Genomic DNA, 18,288 nt, shown 5'->3' with positions numbered 1-18,288 from the left:
ATCGCATGTGGCGATTGACCGCAGCCTGCGCGGAGAGCGGTTCTACACGGGCATTGCCGGATCGAGCTCTTCCTGCTCCAGCCATTTGGCGCCCTCGCTCGATAGATAAGTTATCAGAGCTGCAATCGCGGTGTTTTCCGCCTGCCTCGGTGGCCGGCTCGGATCGTCCGGCGCCCGTCCAAACGCCTCGGCAAGCTCCGGCGTCATCAGATGTGGCCGCAACGGCCGCGCGATGATCCGCTCGATGGTGCGGAATATCCAGGCGCCGTCAGGATCGATGTCCGACCAATGGAAGAACGGCACATTGTCTGGCACGAGACCTGCGAGCGCACGCAACGCATCCTGCGTCGCCAGCGACGGATAGCCGCCGACATAGATGGTCACGCCCGTGCCGTCGCGATCGGCTTCTGCGATATGTCGGTGGAAGCTGGCATAGTTCTCGATCGTCAGCACGTAGCGTGGCGTCTCGCGCAAGCGGATGCGCGATGCCTCCTGCGGCGGGATGCCGAAATAGGCCGGCCGTATCAGGGACAACTCGGCGCTGTCGAAATCGAGACGGCCGGCCAGAAGCAGTGGCGGTGCGAACTTCTCCAGTCCGAGCGTCCTGAGGGCATCGCGCGGACGCGCTCCCGGCGGCAGCTCGAGTGCCGGGACAAGCAGCCTCACGACGGCGCCTTCGAGCCGCTCCAACGCCTTGCTGTCGCCCGCGACCTTGCGCGAGAAGGTCCTGTAGTCGGTACCGCGGTGCTTCTGTTCAAGGATCGCTTTGGCAAACAGCAGCGCTGTTCGTAGCCGCTCCACGTCGGCCATGCCGAGCTTCTGCCATTCCTTGCCTCGCGACCAAGTGGCGCGGATTGCAGCGATATGCGTGTCGAAGACCTGTGGCACATCAAGCCGGTCGCGCAACCGCTCGGTCGCCGCTGCAGCGAGTTCTGCGACTGGACGGCGTCCGAGCAGATCATAGAGCCGCACGGTATCCTGCAATCGGACAAGCTTGATCTGGTCGCTGTCGCGCCCCCTCCCCTTGACGATGCGGATGGCACCAGCGGACTCGGCCTCCTCGAGCCGCCTGACGAAACAGTCGATCTCCGAGACGTTATCGAGTGGTGAAAAATCGGGACGAGCGGTCGGATCAGCGATGCCGTCCTCGCGCCGGTCCAGCAGATGGGACAAGAGCGCCTCGGCATCGGAAAATCGCCGTCCCATCGCCCTACTCGGCCGCCAGCTTCTTCAATTCGTCATCCGACAGCAGGTCCGGATCCATCGCCCTCAGCTCGGCGCGGGCGCGCTCCTTCAGTTGCGCCACGCTCGCCCGGGCGCTCTCGCCGATCCGGTCGACCTCGATCACGGTGTCGATGTGCTCCAGAACGGCCACGCGCTTCTCGTTCGGCGCGGCGATGATGATCTGCAAGCCCAGCTTCTTGTAGAAGCTCATCATCTGCCGCTGGTTCTTGCCGTCCATCTTGGAGAAAGCCTCGTCGAAGATCGCAAGCGCCATGCCCGGCGCACGGCCGCCATGCCGGCCGCCGCTGCCATAGACCGACGCCAGTGAGGCGCCGATCGAGACATAGATCGGCACCTGCTGCTCGGCACCCGAGCCGGTCCCGCGCCGCGTCTCCCAGCGGGTCCTGCGGCCGCTGACGATGTCCTCCATGATGATCTCGAAGGTGAAGAAGTTGCGATAGTCCTCGAACTCGCTGAAATCCTTTTCGGGATCTTCCAGCAGCACCTCGATCTCGCGCAAAGTGTCCCGGTGCGGAAAATCCTCGGGCACCTCGTCGCCCCGAAACAGCATGTCGAGCGCTTCCGGAGAGGTCTTGCCGATCTCGATGATCTTCAGGATCGGCTGGAATTCGGCCAGCCGGGTGTGATGGAACGAATACTTCTCATTGTGGAACGGGTGATCGGCGAGACCGCGGTTCATTGCGGTCAGCTCGCGTTCCATTTTCGCAATCCTGGAGGTCAGCGCGTTGATGAACTGGCCCCGCAGCAGGGTCGCGGCCTTCTCTGCTGCCTCGCGCGCCTGGCTCTCATATTTGCGCAGCTCGCTGGTTTCCATCTCCTCGATCAGGAGATCCATCCACGGCTTGACTTCACCGAGCGGCTCGCTCTCAACGCCGACCTGCGTCACGACGCCGAACTTGTCGAAATAAGCACCGAGCGCACGGCGCACGTCACGTTCGATCCGGTTGCGCTCGGTCTCGGCGGCCTCGGCCGCCTTTGTCGCGGCATCGGCAATGGCGCGGTGGCGATCCGCCTCCGGCCGCTTTGGTGAGGCATCGAGCCGGTTGCGATAGGTCGCGCGCCCCGCGAGCCGGTCATAGAGCAGCAAGCTCTTGCCATACAAATTCCAAGCATGCCTGACGCTGAGCCGGGAGCCTGGAATGTTTTCTCCGCCCCCGATCACGCCCTCCGCCTTCCCGGCTTCGAGCAGATGCGTATTGAAGGCGTGCTGCTGACTTCGTTTCTGCTCGATCCTGTGCTCGCGCAGCTTGCGCTGCTCCCGCCGCTTGTCGCGCAACCCGCCGTCGCCTTCGCCATCGAGCGCGGCGACGCGCTCGGCAATTTCGTCATTCTCCTGCCGGGCCTTCGCGAAGTCGGCGATGATCGAGGCGAAGGTGACAGATCGGTCGTCGAAAAAGCGGCGCAGCTCGCCATAGGCCTTATCGGCCAATCGCGCGGCCGCCTCGCTGCGCGCGCACTGCTCCGTCAGCCTCTCGACCTCATCCCGCATTTCGTTCGCGAGGCGCGCTTGCGCTGATTTGCCGATCTTGAACGACGCAGGTTCGGCGGCGCGGTGGGAGCGGACCAGGCCGTCATCGTAGAGGCCGTCGCGCATGATTGCCCGGCCCGGATCGTTGAACTGCGCAAGCGTGTCAGCGAGGCGCACCGATCCGTGCCGCCGTGAAATGAAGGCCAACGCGTCGGCGTCGTCGGATTTGAACAGTGAAGGAAATGTGCCGGGCAGCGGCGGCACCTTGAGCGGATCAAGCTTGTTCAGGCTGACCAGAGAGGCGCCTCGGAACTCACGCCGGCCTTCCTTGAACAGCGCGGTCGCCTGCGCGATGTCGGAACGATCAACGAACACGGCCTCGCGGTCGCGGCCGAGCAGGCCTTCGGCGGCGGCTGTCCAGGACTCGTCTCCGACTTCGACCAACTCGCAGAGGATCCGCGGCACCATATTGGCCTGCCGCAGCTTGCGACAGAGATGCAGCGTGACATCACTGAGATGCGCGGCCCCTGCTCCGCTCGAATGGATGCGCAGCCGCTCCCGGAGCTGCTCGGCGCGCGCACGCTCATCGTCGGCCTGCCGGATCAGCCGTCGACGCGACTCGTCGACCTTGTCGAGCAGCGCCGGATCTTGCGACAACAGTTTGGCTTCCGCCTCGACCAGCACCGTCGTCGTGCGATCGATCGCCGCATCTCGGCCGGTTTTCGTTGCTTGCGAGAGCGGTCGAATGAGATCGTCAAACCCGTATCCGGTCATGGCGCAGAGCGGTTCGAGCGCGCGCAGCCGGCCAAGCCGTGCCTCGAAGGCAGCCACCGCCCGCTGCATCGCCTGTCCCGCCGCGTCACGGGCCTGCGCAAGTGCGTTCCGCCCGGTCCTGGCGTCATGCTCGGCGATCGCCCGCTCGAGTCTGCGGACTTCAGTCTCGATCGCCTCGATGTCCTGGTCGAGAAAATCCATCTCCGCCTTGGCCGCATCGCGCTTGGCCGCTTCCTCGGCGAATTTTGCCATCTGGATCTGATAGGCGGCGCGGGCCGACAACCAAGTGCCGCGCCGCGCGATCCATTGCTCGCAGGCCCGTCGCTCATAGGCGCCGGCAAGCTCAGCGATGATGGCGCGCAAGGCAAGAAGCGCCTCCAGTTTCTCGCGCATGGTCTTGATGGTGTCGTTGATGTTGCGGTAGGTGCGGATCGACTCGCGCAGCTCGCCGACCCGCATGTTGTTGCGCTCGAGAACGTAGTTGCGCACGAACTCGGTCGCGGTCTGGTCGTGATCCAGCGTCATCGCGTTGACGACGGCCTTCTGCAGCGCATTGGCGTTCTGCTCGCCAACCACCGAGACGTGCGGCACCAGCTTGCGCATATATTCGCGGACATAGTCGATCGCCTTGTCGCGGTGATTGACGAAGTTGCCCTGCCCGACAGATGCGATGATGCGGTTGCGGACGGCATCCCATTCGGCGGGAAATTTCTTGCCGTCGCGCTTTTCGATGAAATCATCCGACGTCAGGATTTTGCCCGTGACAACAAAACGCCCGAGCACGGTCTCGCTGCTCTCCGAGCGGCGCGCCTCGATCGCCATGCCGATCGTAACGGGATCGCGCTGGCCATCGCTGTCGACGAAGCCGAGGCAGATATAGGTGCGGGCCTGGTCACGCTTGCGCTGATCCTCGCCCAGCGTTCCCAGGCAGTAGTCGAGCACGCTGCGCTTCGATGCGCTGCGGCTGCGGCCCTTGTCGCCCGCGACCGCGTTGAGCCGCTGGACGTTGCGGTTGCCGCCGGTCAGCACCACTTGCGCCATGTCGAGAATGGTCGATTTGCCCGAGCGGTTCTCGCCGAAGACGCCGACATGGCCGGTGATCTCGACATCCTCGATGTCGAACAGATGCCAGTTCACCATGGCGATGTGACGCAGCTCCATCATGCGTCGTCTCCCTCGACCACGGCGAGGCCCACCTCCTGCGAGCGGACATAGCGCTCGATCCGCTGCAGGGCATCGGCGCCGGAGATCAGCTTGATCATCGGGCGGATCGCGACCTCCAGGTCCTGCGCCTCGGCATCGAGATCGCCAAGATCGACCAGGCCGCGTTGCGAGGCTTCTTTGAGGACCTCGCGGAAGCGCGACGGCGTGATCGCGCTCGATCCGTTCCGGTGCACCATGTCCTTGTAGCGGTCGAACAGCGTGTTGAGCGTGGTCACGACGACCGCGCGATCCTCGACCGCACCAACATTGACCTCGTCCTGCCAGTGCGCCGCCAGCACCAGGATCACGATGGTCTCGTCGAGCTTCATGCGCGGCAATGGCACGTCCTCGCCCATGGCGGTGATCCCGGCCCATTGCGCCTCTGCGTCGCGATGAACGCGATAGCCGCAACTGTCGAAGAAGCCGTCCACGACGGCCCGGAAGCGGCCGTCCATGACGGTGTTGTAGACGGTGGCCGAACGCGGATCGCCGGCGAACACGAACTGCCGCCGCAGCAGGAAATGCAGCGCCTTGCGCAGATCGCCGGCGCGCTCGGCGCCATAGGTGCGTTCGATGGCCTCGAATTCACTGAGCATGGATGCGTCTCATCGCTGTCGCGGCGCGCCGGCGGATGATGAAGTTGGCGCAGCGCAGCCATTCGCTGTCATGGGGCGGCGTATTGGGCGCGAATTCCAGTTCGAAATGCCGGGCGATCTCGGCGGGCACGTCCCGGCCCAGAGCAAGGCGGCGCGCGGCATCGAAGGCGAGGAAATCGTCGATTGTCGAAAGCGCGATGAACCGCGCCTCGCGCATGCCGCCGTTCGGCACCTGCCGCTCCAGGAAGGAGCGGATCTGCGCAGGACCGGGCGCGATGCGGGCGATGTAGTCCAGCCGAAGCTGCTTCCTGATCTCGTAGAGCGGATCGCTCGGCCGCTCGCCGAGCGCCTGCGCCTCCATCGGCTTTCGCGGCTCGCGGCTCGGCGCGTGCTGATATTCGGACCAAGGCGAGCGCAACGGCTCGAGGCTCCATTCCACGGTCGCGGTCGTATGCCGCCCGAGCGCGAGCAGATGATCAAGCCGGCGCACGATATCGCCGGCGCGCCCGACCAGGCCCTGGGTGCCGCGCTCGGCATATTTGATGGTGTTGCGGACCCGCCCTTCCAGTTGGCGACGGAACGACTCGATCCGTTCGAACATCTCGCCGATCTGGCCGAAGGTGCTCTCGATCGCCAGCAGATCGTCCTCGGCGTCGCGTGCCGCCTCGGCCATGGAGGGCGAGATGCCGGACGCCTTGTACTCCTCGGCCAAGACCTGCATCGTCGGTGGCGTATGCGCGATCCGTCGCGCCAGATCGACGATCGCGTCACGAAAACGATAGGGATGGTTGAAGGTGAGGATCGACTCGAAATCCCGCAGCAGCAGCTGCCCGACGAACTCCTCGAAGAACGCCTCCAGCCGGTCGCCCACCGTTTTCGAATCCATGACCGCTCTGCGGATGCGCTTGAGGTCAGACAGGATGGCGCGCAGGCTCTTGGTGAAATGGTCAACCTGGTTGCGGGCCTCGCGGACGGCGAGCGCGACCTCCCGCTGCTTGCGGTCGGTCACGTCGGGCATGAGTTTCTCGACGGCCTCCAGGTTGAGCCGCACGGTCACGATCAGGCCGCCAAAGCGCTGCGAGACGTCCTTGTTCAGGCTTGCCAACCGCTGGACGACGAGCAGCGGCCCCATCGACATGTCGACGGTGACGCGAAGCCCGTATTCCTCCTCCTCGAGCCAGCCCCAGCCGACCAGCCGCGCATAGACCTGACGGGCGATCTCCAGCGCCCGATCGGACTCCTCCGTCTGACCGCTGCCGGCGCGCTTGATGCGGCGCCTTCCAGCGGAGATCACCTCCGGCAGCGGGTCGCCGAAATCGTCATCCTCGTTCCACAGCGTGGGATTGGCGCGCATGACGTCGTAGATGGCATGCGTCACCTCCTGCGGCGTGGGAAACGCCGGCGCGCCCGAAAAGAAGCGCTCGTACAGGTCGAGCAGGCAGGCCGCATAGAGATGCTTGTGCTCCCGCGAGAAGGCGAGAAACGCGTCATCATGGAGGTATCGGAACAGCAACACCTACTCCCTCGGGCGCAGCTACACGCCCGGCACGAAGGTTCAGCCGAATCGTTCCCTTTTCGTTCGAAATTAAAGCGGCGCGTGGCACTTGTCCACCCCGTGCGTCGCTGCCCTCAGGCTGAAGTTTTGAGCATGCGGCGCCGCTCGGCGGCCGATGCCGTGACGTTCCGCCCCGCGCCTGGCCGCCTCAGCTCTTCTGTCAGTTCTTCGGCCAGATCGTGTTGAGGATCTCCGCCAGATGCGCGCCGGCCTTGGCGAGCTGCTGTCGCTTCACCTCATCCATATGGTGCAGATAGGCCATGTGCTTCTCGGGGCTGCCGTACGAGACCGGCCATTTGTGATCTGTCCCCTTCGGGCCGAAGCTCAGGCCGTTGAACGCGTCCTGCGCGACTTTCAGCGTGTCGGTGGCCCATAGCGCGGCCCAGCCGTCCATCGGCGTGGTGTCAGCCGGCACCGCGCGGGCGCTCGTCATCAGCTCGGCCGTCGCCTTCAGTCCGAGATCGAACGGGATGTCATCCCATTCGCCGTGCAGGACGACGTTCTCGTCCTTGATGGAATTGCCGCCGGCCGTCTCTGTCGTCGGGTCAATCGCATGCGCGGCGTCGGGATCGACTCGCGCGCCGCTCTGCGCATCGAGATAGACCGCGCCGACATGCAGCGGCTGATGCAGATCGCCGACGAAATGCGTCAGGAGCAGCAGCGCCTCCTTCTTGTCGCGGATTTTGAAAGGCGGCGCGGGCGTCTGATCGGTCAGGACCGCGATCGCTGCATTGATGGCCGAGACCACATCGTGTGAGCTGGTGCCGAGATCGCTGCGGTCGTAGCTGTCGCGCTGGATCGCCACGTCGGCGAAATGATAGTTGTTGTGGCACCCCTGCTCGAAGCCTAACGGCTGATAAGTGCAGTCCGGCGCGCTCCAATTGTGCTTCACATAGTCCTCCATCCGCGCCCGCTCCAGCGCCGAGTTGAAGGGAATGCATGGCGTCTCATATTCCGGATGGTTGGGATCGAGCTCGTATTTGAAGCGGTCGCCGTCGTGGTGCGTGACCGCCTTGACGCAGTCGGCCCAGGGGCCGGCCTGCTGCAGCTTCAAATCGCTCTTGCTGGGCAGCAGGTCCTGCTGGTCCTTGATCTCGTCAGCCGATGGCAGCGGGCTGTTGAGGATCTCATGAACCTGCTTGCTGGCGTTGGCATTGTCCTTGATCAGCTCATCGGCGATCGCGCCGACCACCTCATGACCCTGATAGCCCCAGGCCATCACCCTTGCCGGATGCAGGTACACCACGCTGCAGAGCAGGCTGAGGATGAGCGTCATGCGCATCATGTCGGATCTCCCGGACGATCTTTCTGCCTGCCGGCCACCATGCAACTTTTGAAGCTACAAGACCAGCAGCGCATCTTCCGAGCGAATCATGACGGTGGTTTAGTGCGCCTCACACCAACAGCGCATTTTTCGCGATCACATGGCGGTAAAAGGATGCGCTGAGCTTGGGTGTGCGCACCTGGGTGTCGAAATCGACATGGTAGATGCCGAAGCGCTGCCGATAGCCGAACACCCATTCGAAGTTGTCCATCAGGCTCCACAGGAAGTAACCCTTGACCGGCACGCCCTCGGCAGTCGCGCGCTGCAGCTGTCCAAGATAATTGCGGAGATACATTACGCGGTCGAGGTCGTGGACCTTGCCGTCGGGTGTCAACTGGTCGTCGGACGAGGTGCCGTTCTCGGTGATATAGATGGTCTTCAGATTCCAGATCTTGGCGGCGAGCCTCGGCACCCAATAGGCGGTCTCCGGCCCGATCCTGAGCCAGGGCGAGCTCATGTGCGGAAACGAGGCCGGCATCGGCAGCACGTCGAAGCCGGGCGCGTGATCGCTCGCGACCACATAGGCCTGCGGCGCGTAGATGTTGAGCCCGACGAAATCGACCGGCGCCGCGATGGTCTTCAGCTCCTCCGCCGTGAATTTCGGCGCGTCCTTTCCCGCCCAGGCCAGGAAGGCGTCGGTATAGCGGCCTTCCAGGATCACATTGAGGAAGCCGGCATTCAACTCGCGCGTCGCAATCTCGGCGGCCCGGATGTTCTCCGGCGTGTCGATCGCCGGCACGCAGGCCGTGATGTTCTCGGCCATGCCGACACGTGTCCCGGCGCGCCCCTTGGCGCGGATCGCCTGCACTGCGAGCCCATGCGCCAAGGCCACATGGTGGCGGGCCTGGTTCACCTCGGCCTGCGGCAGCTTCAGTCCGGGCGCGTCGATGCCGAGGCCATAGCCGAACGGGATGAAGCGCCCGCATTCGTTCACGGTGAAGACGGTCTTGACGCGGTCGGTCAGATGCTCGGCGACATAGCCGGAATAGTCCGCGAAGGCCTTCGCAGTGTCGGCCGAGCGCCAACCGCCGACGCGCTCCTGCAGTGCCTGCGGCAGGTCCCAGTGGTAGAGCGTGGCATAAGGCGTGATGCCGTTGGCAAGCAGCTCGTCCACCAGCCTGTTGTAGAAATCCAGGCCTTTCGGATTTGGCCTGCCGTCGCCGTCCGGAAACAACCGCGGCCAAGCAATGGAAAACCGATACGCCTTGCAGCCGAGCTCCTTGATCAGGCGAACGTCGTCCTTGTAGCGATGATAGTGGTCGCAAGCGACGTCGCCGTTGCTGCCGTCCTCGATATTGCTCTGCGCATGGCTGAATACGTCCCAGATCGAAGGGCCGCGGCCGTCCGCCTGGGCACCACCCTCGATCTGATAGGACGAGGTCGCGGTGCCCCAGACGAAATCACGCGGGAATTGGCGCAGAATATCGTTGGTCACGGGTCCCTCCTCCGCCTTGGCCGCGGCCGCATCGCCGGACGTCCCCAGTGCGGCGAGACCGGCTAGCTTGGCAAAATCGCGGCGGGACACATCGTTCGGCATTGGCAGTCCTTGAATTCGCAAGTGCTGGGATCGCGCTCGTCGCGCGCCGAGGGAACCAGGAACCACATCCGCCCCGGAATTTGAACCGCCGTCGCGATGAATTCTATGCGAGTGTGCGCCATATGGCGCCACATTGAGGCCATTGCGCTCATGCACGGTCCGCTCGACAGCCTGGCTTGATTGCGCCTATGGTTGAATCATGACAGATCACCATCACGACCATGACCACTCGGAGCTGTCCGAGACCGAGCTGCGGGTTCGCGCGCTCGAATCCATCCTCACCGAAAAGGGCTATATCGATCCGGCCGCGCTCGACGTCCTGATCGAAACGTATGAGACGAAGGTCGGTCCGCGCAACGGCGCCCGCGTGGTAGCGCGGGCCTGGACCGATCCCGCTTTTCGCGCCCGCCTGCTGGCCGATGCGACGCCCGCCATCGGCGAGCTCGGCTATGCCGGGCGCCAGGGCGAACATATCGTCGCGGTCGAGAATACGCCCGAGCTGCAAAACATGGTCGTGTGCACGCTGTGCTCCTGCTATCCCTGGCCGGTCTTGGGTCTGCCGCCGGTCTGGTACAAATCGGCGCCCTATCGCGCCAAGGCGGTGAAGGATCCGCGCGGCGTGTTGCAGGATTTCGGTTTCGAGCTGCCGCCGACGACTAAGATCCGCGTCTGGGATTCGACCGCGGAGATCCGCTATTTCGTGCTGCCGATGCGGCCCGAAGGCACCGAAGGCTGGAGCGAAGAGAAGCTCTCCGAGCTGGTCACCCGCGACAGCATGATCGGCACCGGCCTGCCGAAGCAGCCCGGCGAGGTGGCGTGATGGACGGCGCGCATGACATGGGCGGCGTGCCCTGGTCCGGCCCGGTGAAGCCTGAGCCGAACGAGCCGGTATTTCACGCCGAATGGGAGCGACGGGCGTTTGCGATCACCTTGGCGATGGCGATGCCGGGCGGCTGGAACATCGATATGTCGCGCTTTGCGCGCGAGAACCGGCCTGCGGCCGACTATCTCGGCATGAGCTACTACGAGATCTGGCTCGCCGGCCTCCAGCAGCTGCTGCTCGAACGTCATCTGGTCGAGGCCGACGAGGTCGCCGCCGGACACGTGCTGCATCCGGGCAAGGCTGTGCCGAAGATCCTGACCGCGGCTGATGTCGCTGCGATGCTGCATCGGGGCGGCCCGACCGAGCGCGGGCCTGTCGCGCCGGCGCTGTTCAAAGTCGGCGATCCCGTGCGTGCCAAGGATATTCATCCGCCGACCCATACGCGCCTGCCTCGCTACGTGCGCGGCCATATCGGGCGGATCGAAGCGGTCAGAGGCGTGCATGTCTTCCCCGACAGCAACGCCAACGGTACCGGCGAAGCTCCGCAATGGCTCTACACGGTATCGTTCAGCGGCGCGGAGCTTTGGCCCGACGCGCCCGACCCAATGCTCGAGGTCACGGTCGATGCCTTCGAGCCGTATCTGGAGCCGGCGCGATGAGCGCGGATCGCAATGCCGCGCAACAGGCGGCCCATGCCGTTCCCGGCATTCCACGGGATGGCGACGGTCCGGTGTTTCGTGCGCCGTGGGAAGCGCATGCCTTCGCGATCGCGGTCTCGCTGCATGCGCGCGGCTTGTTCACCTGGCCGGAATGGGCCTCCGCGCTGGCCCAGGAAATTACGCGCGCGCAAGCAGAAGGCGATGCCGACACCGGAGAGACCTATTACTTGCATTGGCTCGCGACCCTGGAGCGGCTGGTGGCCGAAAAAGGTGTCACTTCGGCTACAACCCTGACGCGCTATCGCGACGCCTGGGATCGCGCCGCGGACCGTACCCCGCACGGCAGGCCGATCGAGCTGACACAATCGGATTTTTCCGGCTGAAGCGGTACGCGAATCATCCGTTTGTGAGTACCTATCGGCTTCGACGAAACCTTATCGCAACCATCGCCCGCGAATTTCCGAGCCGAGGTGCTGGCGTCCGCGCGATAGCAGATGCAATCTGAGTGCACGAGCGGCGACGGCCAGCTCGCATTGGACGACCAACCGCCGCATGGGACTCCCGGGACGAGGGAAGCAGGGGACACGCAATGTCTGAGGTCGAATCTTTCGGAAACATCGTGAACTCGCTCGTCGCGCTGCGTCAGAACTATCACGAGCAGCTGAAATCGCTTCCGCAGTACGAGGCTTACCTGCAGGTCGAAAGCTCGACCGAACGCGCAGCTCATGCGCTTCAGAACGGCGCGGAGCTGTCGCCGATCGCAGCCGAGGTGATCGACTCGCTGCAATTCGCGCGCAACCGATACGAGCAGCATCTCAACAGCGTTCCCGAATATCGTGCGCTGCTCGCGATCGACAGGCTGATCAAGGAGATCTCGGTCGAGCTCGGTGTCCAGAGCAAGGATCAAGCGAGCATCGTGGAACAGCCTGAGGTGCCGGCCGAAGCCGCAATTGCGCCCGCGGTCTCCGCCCCTACCGAACCAGAGATCGTGCCGGCCGAGGCCGAAGAGCCGATGCATGTCGAGATCGACGAGCTCGCGGATGCCGAGGTCCGCGCCATCGCGCTCGAGGACGAAGACGACGCTCCGATCCCAGCGGCGCCGGTTGCGCCGATCGATATCGACGCCGAGCTCGTCGAGGATGACATCGTTGCGGTCCAGCTCGCGTCGGCGCACCACGAAGCGGCGGACGCGGACGAGGATCTGCGCGACATCGCCTATCGCGATCTCGCCGAGGCGACATCGGCGACGGCGAGCCCGGCTGCAGCAAGGACCGAGCCCTATTCGACGATTCCAGAGCAGCTGAAAAGCTTCGACGAGACCGACGAAGCTGCCGCCTGATCTCGGAGATCAAGCGGTCACCGCGAGGCGTCGGGGGGCGGATGTTAAACCCCGACGCTCCCCGCATCCGACCTCCCCGCAAAGGCCTAGGTGCCCGCGACGTATTCGTGCCAGCCTTTGGCGCGCAGCTCGCAGGCCGGGCACCGGCCGCAGCCATAGCCCCACTCGTGCCGCGCGCCACGCTCGCCGAGATAGCAGGTGTGGGAGTGGTCGCGGATCAGGTCGACCAGCCCTGCCCCGCCGAGGTCGTGCGCAAGCTGCCAGGTCGCAGCCTTCGACAGCCACATCAAAGGCGTGTGCAGCTCGAAATTCCTGGCCATGCCGAGGTTGAGGGCGGCCTCCTGCGCCTTGATGGTCTCGTTGCGGCAATCCGGATAGCCGGAATAGTCGGTCTCGCACATGCCGCCGACGATATGGCGGATGCCGCGGCGGTAGGCGAGCGCAGCTGCAAAGGTCAGGAAGACGAGATTGCGGCCGGGCACGAAGGTATTGGGCAGGCCGTCTGCCCCCATCTCGATCGCGACGTCGCGGGTCAGCGCCGTCTCCGAGATCGCGGCCAAAGTCGGGATCTCCAGCGTGTGGCTCTCGCCGAGCTTCGCCGCCCATCCGGGGCTTAGCGTCTTGATGCCGTCGATCAGCTGTGTCCGGCAGTCGAGCTCGATCGCATGGCGCTGGCCATAGGCGAAGCCGATGGTTTCGACGCGCGCGAAGCGGTCCAGCGCCCAGGCGAGACATGTCGTCGAATCCTGGCCGCCGGAAAACAGCACCAGCGCGGTGGTATCCGGAGTGGTCATCGGGGTCGATTAGCACTCTCCGCGCCGCGCGCCAACCGGACGAAATCCCAGCCGTTTTCACTGGGACGGGCGTCGCTGTTGAGGCATACAGGCCTCAAACCTTGCCTCGTTCCAGGACTTCCCATCAGGACTCCCCATGACGCCCTCCCGCGACATCACCCGCCTCATCGAGATTATGGCCCGCCTGCGCACGCCCGTGACGGGTTGCCCGTGGGACCTGGAACAGACGTTCTCGACAATCGCCCCCTATACGATCGAGGAGGCCTACGAGGTTGCGGAAGCGATCGCCCGCGGCGACCTCGACGATCTCCGCGAGGAGCTCGGCGACCTGCTGCTGCAGGTGGTCTATCACGCCCGCATCGCAGAAGAGCAGCAGGAGTTTGGCTTCGGCGACGTGGTCGAAGCCATCACCGCCAAGATGATCCGCCGCCATCCGCATGTGTTTCCGGACAAGGACGGCAACATCATTCAGCCAACCAAAGGCACCTGGGACCGCATCAAGGCCGAGGAAAAGGCCGAGCGCGCCGCCCGCCGTCCCAACGAGACGGCTAACCCGTCCCTGCTTGCTGATGTCAAGGCCGGCCAGCCGGCGCTGGTGCGCGCGATGGAGCTGCAGCGGCGGGCAGCCACGGTCGGCTTCGACTGGAACGACCCGCGCGCGGTGCTGCAGAAGATCCGCGAAGAGGCCGACGAGATCGAGGCCGCGCTCGATACCGGCGATGCCACAGAGCTGATGGAGGAGACCGGCGATCTCTTGTTCGCCCTGGTCAATCTGGCGCGCCACGCCAAGGTCGATCCGGAGATGGCGTTGCGCGCAACCAATGCCAAGTTCGAGCGCCGCTTCGCCTATATCGAGCAGGCGCTCGCGACCGATGGCCGGGCACCGGCCGATGCCTCGCTCGACGAAATGGACGAGCTCTGGAACGAGGCCAAGGCCAAGGAGAAGTAGAACGTCCTGATACGGCTGGAGCCTTGGGGAGCGACTTTCTCTCCTAAGCGCCCCTGCTGTTCTGGTTTCCGACCACGCAACGCCACGCTGCGAGACGTTCGGCGGGATGCTGTTTCATCCATTCCGCGAGCTGGGGCATGCCCATCAGGCAGGACTGCACGGACACGTCAGCGAAATCCGAAGTGGTGACGATCTGCTCGCGGCAGTCTGCCGGAGACGAGAGGCTGCACAGCACGGCGATGATCTTGATCATGACAGACGCTCATCGCTCCGACGGATGGTCGCGCCGTTGACGACACGACTCGCCGGCGCCGCCTTCTGCGTGCCGACCGGATCAGCCGGCGGGAAGATGCTGTCATAGATGGCACGCGCTTCGCGGATGAGCCGAACGCGCTCGCGCTCGGCCTTCGGGATGAATTCAATGACTTCGCCCATGGTCGCTCCGATCGTTCGTCAGCTTCCTTCATAGAAGGATGATCATCATGTCATCCCCATCTAGGCTTTCAGTTCCGGCTTTGAAGCTCCGCCGGCGATAGCACGGGGACAAAAGCGCGTGAACGGATCGCCGTAGGCAGTTCAATGTCGATGGCACGCGGTGTGCGCGACCTACGACGCGTGCGATCAACCGCTCAATGAGGGCTAGGTTTCTATCGGTCAAAGGTGGACATGGCCGCTACGATCGTTGAGAGCTGCCGCTCTCCTCTATCCAGATGCCGGCCATTCGACGCGCGACGACCGGCCGCCGATCCAGTTCAGCCGCCGTTCATGTCCCGGGTATCTAAGTAGTCCGGCGCCGACATCCGTTCCGTTTTTGCGGGCGTCCTAAGCGAGCGCTGGCGGCTGAGGAAGCGGCAAAAGAACGTGAGCCAGCTCTTGTTTCTCGTGCAGCTCTTGGATCGGCGCCGTTTGCTCGGCCCGGCCGGCTAGCCCTGAGTTGCCTCCGGATACGGGTCCTCCAGCGCGATCGAGCCGGTCTCCAGCAAGGATTTGAGGTTGGAAACAACCTTCGGCCAGCCACCGGAGACAGCCTCGATGAGTTTGGATTGTTCCCGTTCGATGGTGTGGGTGATCGACAGCTTGACGGCTGTGCCACTCCTTTCCACTTCGATCGTGCATAGCGACGCGCCTTCCGCCTTGAGCTCAGGCTTGCTCTGGTGTTGCCAGCGGATCACCAGCCGCCGCGGAGGCTCGGCCTCGACGATTTCGCCGGCATCGAGGATCTGACCTGCACCAGACACCAGCTTCCAGGGCGATCCTGCCGTCCACTGGCTCTCGCAGTGATTACCGAACCAGTATTGGTTCATGAACTCCACGTCGGTCAGCGCCGACCAAAGCTCCTCGGGCGTGGTCCGGATATAGGTTACATAGACAAAGGTCGATCTAGTCATCGGCTTTCTCCAGACGTCGTTTCAGATCCGAAAGCGCCTTGAGGCGCGGCCTTTCGAACTTTGCGATCCAGCGGTCATAGATCTCCTGCAGCGGCACCGGATTGAGGAAGTGCAGCTTCTCGCGGCCCTGCCGCACTGTTGCGACCAGGTTGGCTTTCGCCAGCAGGTCCAAGTGCTGCGTCACGCCCTGCCGCGTCATCTCAAGATGCTCGCACAGCTCACTGAGCGTACGGCCGTCATTGGCATGCAGCACGTCCAGCAGCTTGCGCCTGCTGGGGTCGGCGAGAGCCTTGAACAGAACATCAGGGTCGTGGCGCTTGGACATGTCAAATATGCAAGTAAATACTTGCATGAAAATATGCAAGAGATCACTTGCACGTCAAGTCACGACTTCGTTTGGAGCGATTGCTGATGGCGTTCACGGGCAGCAGCACCGCATGGCGGCAGGGAATGCCGGCGAACTGACAAGTTGGCGCGCTACGACGGTCGCTCTTCTCCGGCAAAGCGACGGCAAAGGAACCGTCCGTGGCGGCGAAGGTTAGCCCTTATGGATGCAGCCCCGCCTCTCTGCGGAAACGAAAATGACTGATCTTTCGATCGATGCCCGATTGCTGGCGCCCGATAACAACCGTCACAATGCGAATACCATGGTCGTCGCCTTGGCGGCCGCCATCCTGATCCTCGGAGCCGCGACGCTCAGCACCACGGTCTCCTGGCGCCAAGGTTTGTTGCTGCTGCTCGGGGGCGCGCTCGGGCTCACGCTCTATCATGCCCTGTTCGGCTTCACCTCGGCCTGGCGCGTCTTCATTGTCGCGCGGAGAGGCGCGGGCTTGCGCGCGCAGATGGTCATGCTCGCGTTTGCCGTGCTGCTGTTCTTCCCTGCGCTCGCGCATGGCACGCTGTTCGGCCAGCCCGTTCACGGCGAATACGGCGCGGTCGGAATCGGCATGCTCACGGGTGCCTTCCTGTTCGGGCTGGGAATGCAGCTCGGCGGCGGCTGCGCATCGGGCACGCTCTATACCGCGGGCGGCGGCAACACACGGATGCTGGTGACGCTCGCGGCCTTCATCGTCGGCTCGACGGTCGGCGCGCTGCATCTGCCGTGGTGGAGCGCGCAGCCGAACATCGGAGTGGTCTCACTGATCGGCACACTCGGCTGGATGCCCGCGCTGGCGCTTTGCCTGTTCATCATGGCCGCGATCTATCTCTTCACTCTCCACGCGGAGATGCGCAGCCACGGCCAGCTCGAGCCTGGCGCACGGACGTCGCTGCGGGGCCTGCGCCGTCTCATGCAGGGACCGTGGCCATTGCTGGCGGGAGCGGTCGCGCTGGCGCTCGGCAATTTTGCCACGCTGTATCTCGCAGGCCGCCCCTGGGGCATCACATCTGCCTTCGCGCTGTGGGGATCCAAGATCCTGCTGCTGTCGGGCGTGGACGTGGCGTCCTGGCCCTACTGGCAGGGCGCACGGGCCGCCTCGCTGTATCAGAGCATCTTCAACGATGTCACGTCCGTGATGGATATCGGCATCATGATCGGCGCGTTACTGGCCGCAGGCCTGGCCGGCAAGTTTCAACCGACGTGGCGCGTTCCCGCTGCATCGCTGCTGGCAGCGATCGTGGGCGGGCTTCTGCTTGGCTACGGCGCGCGACTGGCCTACGGCTGCAACATCGGCGCCTATTTCAGCGGCATCGCCTCCGGAAGCCTGCATGGCTGGTGCTGGTTCGTAGCCGCCTTCGCCGGCAACATCCTGGGCACGCGGCTACGTCCGCTGTTCGGGCTGGCGATCGAACGAATGGCGGTCCGGAATGCAAAGGCGTAGGTACAGCCTGTCGCTATTGCGAGGACGCCAGCAGCAAGGCGCCCGCGGCAACACTCGCGACGCCGGCAATACGCGCGATCCACCGTCCAGCCGGCGCGACTTTCTCCAGGAGAACAAGCAAAGTCAGGAGCGCGATCCAAAGCACGTTCATCACCCCGACCACGAACAACAGCGCCATCAGGACCCAGCAGCAGCCGACGCAATAGCCACCGTGCCGAAGCCCCAGCAGCAGGCAGCCTCGCACGTCCTGGCGAAAGCCGCCGTGCCGCATCAGGAACAGGAACGGCGACTGGCATTGGGCGAGACACACGTCCTTCAGCGGTGTCCATTGATAGACGCCCACCGCGATCAGCACGATGCCACCGAGCAGATTGCTGGCGAGCACCATCCGGGAATCCAGCAGGGCTGCCCGCTCGATCCCCCATTGCAGAGCCGTTGCTGCCAGCGAAAAGCCGCTCCAGGCAAGCAGATAACCGGCCGCAAACCAACCGGTCGCAGCGAACGGCTTGCCCTGTGCTTTTCCCTGCCGACCCACGCGGGCGTACATCAGGATCATAGGCGCCGCCGAGGGCGCCATCATTCCGACCATCATCACCACCCACATCAGGAACACATAGGCAAACTCGATTGCTCTCCACGGCTCGTCGGCTGGCAGCATGATTCCGATCCCGGCCGGGATCATGCGAAACCCGGTCATGTCCATGCCACCCATGTCCATGTCGTTGGCGAGCCAGAGCACATAGGCCCAGGCGAGCGCGACGATGATGCTGATCGCGCCGACGATGACCCATCGATCACGCCGCAGCACGGTTTC

The 18,288-nt window shown here is 64.2% G+C and carries 18 protein-coding genes; 6 read left to right on the top strand and 12 right to left on the bottom strand.

From position 1 onward, the window contains the following. Positions 1 to 42: 42 nt before the first annotated feature. The 6 genes from BRAS3843_RS09470 to BRAS3843_RS09445 form a co-directional block, all read right to left on the bottom strand. Positions 43 to 1,206, bottom strand: a complete 1,164-nt coding sequence (locus BRAS3843_RS09470; protein ID WP_008968620.1) for a Wadjet anti-phage system protein JetD domain-containing protein — start codon at positions 1,204 to 1,206, stop codon at positions 43 to 45. Between the two features lie 4 nt (positions 1,207 to 1,210). Further along, positions 1,211 to 4,651, bottom strand: a complete 3,441-nt coding sequence (locus BRAS3843_RS09465) for an SbcC/MukB-like Walker B domain-containing protein (RefSeq protein WP_008968619.1) — start codon at positions 4,649 to 4,651, stop codon at positions 1,211 to 1,213. Continuing rightward, positions 4,648 to 5,286, bottom strand: coding sequence for a DUF4194 domain-containing protein (locus tag BRAS3843_RS09460; RefSeq protein ID WP_008968618.1), 639 nt, complete (start codon positions 5,284 to 5,286; stop codon positions 4,648 to 4,650). The genes BRAS3843_RS09465 and BRAS3843_RS09460 overlap by 4 nt, the downstream gene beginning before the upstream one ends. Next, positions 5,276 to 6,802, bottom strand: coding sequence for a Wadjet anti-phage system protein JetA family protein (locus BRAS3843_RS09455; RefSeq protein WP_050886398.1), 1,527 nt, complete (start codon positions 6,800 to 6,802; stop codon positions 5,276 to 5,278). The genes BRAS3843_RS09460 and BRAS3843_RS09455 overlap by 11 nt, the downstream gene beginning before the upstream one ends. Positions 6,803 to 7,001: 199 nt before the next feature. Continuing rightward, a complete protein-coding gene (locus tag BRAS3843_RS09450) occupies positions 7,002 to 8,126 on the bottom strand; it encodes a S1/P1 nuclease (protein ID WP_008968616.1) in 1,125 nt (374 codons plus the stop codon). Positions 8,127 to 8,235: 109 nt separating this feature from the next. Further along, positions 8,236 to 9,702, bottom strand: a complete 1,467-nt coding sequence (locus BRAS3843_RS09445) for a GH1 family beta-glucosidase (protein WP_008968615.1) — start codon at positions 9,700 to 9,702, stop codon at positions 8,236 to 8,238. Between the two features lie 199 nt (positions 9,703 to 9,901). Here BRAS3843_RS09445 and nthA point away from each other — a divergent pair, with 199 nt between their 5' ends. The 4 genes from nthA to BRAS3843_RS09425 all read left to right on the top strand — a co-directional run bounded on the left by nthA (position 9,902) and on the right by BRAS3843_RS09425 (position 12,523). Then, positions 9,902 to 10,522, top strand: coding sequence for a nitrile hydratase subunit alpha (nthA, locus tag BRAS3843_RS09440; protein WP_008968613.1), 621 nt, complete (start codon positions 9,902 to 9,904; stop codon positions 10,520 to 10,522). Then, positions 10,522 to 11,184, top strand: coding sequence for a nitrile hydratase subunit beta (nthB, locus tag BRAS3843_RS09435; protein WP_008968612.1), 663 nt, complete (start codon positions 10,522 to 10,524; stop codon positions 11,182 to 11,184). Before nthA ends, nthB begins: the two co-directional genes overlap by 1 nt. Next, positions 11,181 to 11,567 carry a nitrile hydratase accessory protein gene (locus BRAS3843_RS09430; protein WP_008968611.1) on the top strand — a complete coding sequence of 129 codons (387 nt, stop codon included), beginning with the start codon at positions 11,181 to 11,183 and terminating at the stop codon, positions 11,565 to 11,567. The genes nthB and BRAS3843_RS09430 overlap by 4 nt, the downstream gene beginning before the upstream one ends. 206 nt (positions 11,568 to 11,773) lie before the next feature. Then, a complete protein-coding gene (locus BRAS3843_RS09425) occupies positions 11,774 to 12,523 on the top strand; it encodes a hypothetical protein (protein WP_008968610.1) in 750 nt (249 codons plus the stop codon). A gap of 86 nt (positions 12,524 to 12,609) precedes the next feature. Here the strand turns inward: BRAS3843_RS09425 and queC are convergent, their stop codons facing one another. Further along, complete coding sequence (gene queC, locus BRAS3843_RS09420; protein ID WP_008968609.1) at positions 12,610 to 13,317, bottom strand: 7-cyano-7-deazaguanine synthase QueC; 708 nt, start codon at positions 13,315 to 13,317, stop codon at positions 12,610 to 12,612. Positions 13,318 to 13,453: 136 nt separating this feature from the next. On the opposite strand from queC, the gene mazG reads away from it, so the two are divergent. Next, positions 13,454 to 14,266 (top strand): nucleoside triphosphate pyrophosphohydrolase, encoded by an 813-nt coding sequence (gene mazG / locus BRAS3843_RS09415; protein ID WP_008968608.1) that lies wholly within the window; start codon positions 13,454 to 13,456, stop codon positions 14,264 to 14,266. A gap of 43 nt (positions 14,267 to 14,309) precedes the next feature. Here mazG and BRAS3843_RS09410 read toward each other — a convergent pair whose 3' ends face one another. From BRAS3843_RS09410 to BRAS3843_RS09395, 4 genes are all read right to left on the bottom strand, one after another. Continuing rightward, positions 14,310 to 14,519, bottom strand: a complete 210-nt coding sequence (locus BRAS3843_RS09410) for a hypothetical protein (RefSeq protein WP_008968607.1) — start codon at positions 14,517 to 14,519, stop codon at positions 14,310 to 14,312. Continuing rightward, entirely contained in the window at positions 14,516 to 14,701 is a 186-nt protein-coding gene (locus tag BRAS3843_RS09405) for a hypothetical protein (protein ID WP_008968606.1), read from the bottom strand. The genes BRAS3843_RS09410 and BRAS3843_RS09405 overlap by 4 nt, the downstream gene beginning before the upstream one ends. 488 nt (positions 14,702 to 15,189) lie before the next feature. Beyond that, positions 15,190 to 15,654: an SRPBCC family protein gene (locus tag BRAS3843_RS09400; protein ID WP_008968605.1), complete on the bottom strand. Its 465-nt coding sequence runs from the start codon at positions 15,652 to 15,654 to the stop codon at positions 15,190 to 15,192. Next, the gene (locus BRAS3843_RS09395; RefSeq protein WP_008968604.1) at positions 15,647 to 15,979 is read right to left on the bottom strand and encodes a metalloregulator ArsR/SmtB family transcription factor; all 333 of its coding nucleotides are present in this window, start codon (positions 15,977 to 15,979) and stop codon (positions 15,647 to 15,649) included. The genes BRAS3843_RS09400 and BRAS3843_RS09395 overlap by 8 nt, the downstream gene beginning before the upstream one ends. A 256-nt stretch (positions 15,980 to 16,235) precedes the next feature. Here BRAS3843_RS09395 and BRAS3843_RS09390 point away from each other — a divergent pair, with 256 nt between their 5' ends. Continuing rightward, entirely contained in the window at positions 16,236 to 17,474 is a 1,239-nt protein-coding gene (locus BRAS3843_RS09390; protein ID WP_008968603.1) for a YeeE/YedE family protein, read from the top strand. Between the two features lie 13 nt (positions 17,475 to 17,487). On the opposite strand, the gene BRAS3843_RS09385 is transcribed toward BRAS3843_RS09390, so the two are convergent. Further along, the coding region (locus BRAS3843_RS09385; protein WP_063710294.1) for a DUF2182 domain-containing protein at positions 17,488 to 18,288 on the bottom strand (801 nt) is incomplete at its 5' end.

Origin of the sequence: Bradyrhizobium sp. STM 3843 (assembly GCF_000239815.1) — a bacterium.
Lineage (GTDB): Bacteria > Pseudomonadota > Alphaproteobacteria > Rhizobiales > Xanthobacteraceae > Bradyrhizobium.
This window is presented reverse-complemented; position numbering and strand designations above follow the sequence as displayed.

What these genes read in the sequence shown, in the direction of transcription:
- BRAS3843_RS09470 (WP_008968620.1), bottom strand. Translation starts at nt 1,206, where the DNA reads ATGGGACGGCGATTTTCCGATGCCGAGGCGCTCTTGTCCCATCTGCTG.
- BRAS3843_RS09465 (WP_008968619.1), bottom strand. Translation starts at nt 4,651, where the DNA reads ATGATGGAGCTGCGTCACATCGCCATGGTGAACTGGCATCTGTTCGAC.
- BRAS3843_RS09460 (WP_008968618.1), bottom strand. Translation starts at nt 5,286, where the DNA reads ATGCTCAGTGAATTCGAGGCCATCGAACGCACCTATGGCGCCGAGCGC.
- BRAS3843_RS09450 (WP_008968616.1), bottom strand. Translation starts at nt 8,126, where the DNA reads ATGATGCGCATGACGCTCATCCTCAGCCTGCTCTGCAGCGTGGTGTAC.
- BRAS3843_RS09445 (WP_008968615.1), bottom strand. Translation starts at nt 9,702, where the DNA reads ATGCCGAACGATGTGTCCCGCCGCGATTTTGCCAAGCTAGCCGGTCTC.
- nthA (WP_008968613.1), top strand. Translation starts at nt 9,902, where the DNA reads ATGACAGATCACCATCACGACCATGACCACTCGGAGCTGTCCGAGACC.
- nthB (WP_008968612.1), top strand. Translation starts at nt 10,522, where the DNA reads ATGGACGGCGCGCATGACATGGGCGGCGTGCCCTGGTCCGGCCCGGTG.
- BRAS3843_RS09430 (WP_008968611.1), top strand. Translation starts at nt 11,181, where the DNA reads ATGAGCGCGGATCGCAATGCCGCGCAACAGGCGGCCCATGCCGTTCCC.
- BRAS3843_RS09425 (WP_008968610.1), top strand. Translation starts at nt 11,774, where the DNA reads ATGTCTGAGGTCGAATCTTTCGGAAACATCGTGAACTCGCTCGTCGCG.
- queC (WP_008968609.1), bottom strand. Translation starts at nt 13,317, where the DNA reads ATGACCACTCCGGATACCACCGCGCTGGTGCTGTTTTCCGGCGGCCAG.
- mazG (WP_008968608.1), top strand. Translation starts at nt 13,454, where the DNA reads ATGACGCCCTCCCGCGACATCACCCGCCTCATCGAGATTATGGCCCGC.
- BRAS3843_RS09410 (WP_008968607.1), bottom strand. Translation starts at nt 14,519, where the DNA reads ATGATCAAGATCATCGCCGTGCTGTGCAGCCTCTCGTCTCCGGCAGAC.
- BRAS3843_RS09405 (WP_008968606.1), bottom strand. Translation starts at nt 14,701, where the DNA reads ATGGGCGAAGTCATTGAATTCATCCCGAAGGCCGAGCGCGAGCGCGTT.
- BRAS3843_RS09400 (WP_008968605.1), bottom strand. Translation starts at nt 15,654, where the DNA reads ATGACTAGATCGACCTTTGTCTATGTAACCTATATCCGGACCACGCCC.
- BRAS3843_RS09395 (WP_008968604.1), bottom strand. Translation starts at nt 15,979, where the DNA reads ATGTCCAAGCGCCACGACCCTGATGTTCTGTTCAAGGCTCTCGCCGAC.
- BRAS3843_RS09390 (WP_008968603.1), top strand. Translation starts at nt 16,236, where the DNA reads ATGACTGATCTTTCGATCGATGCCCGATTGCTGGCGCCCGATAACAAC.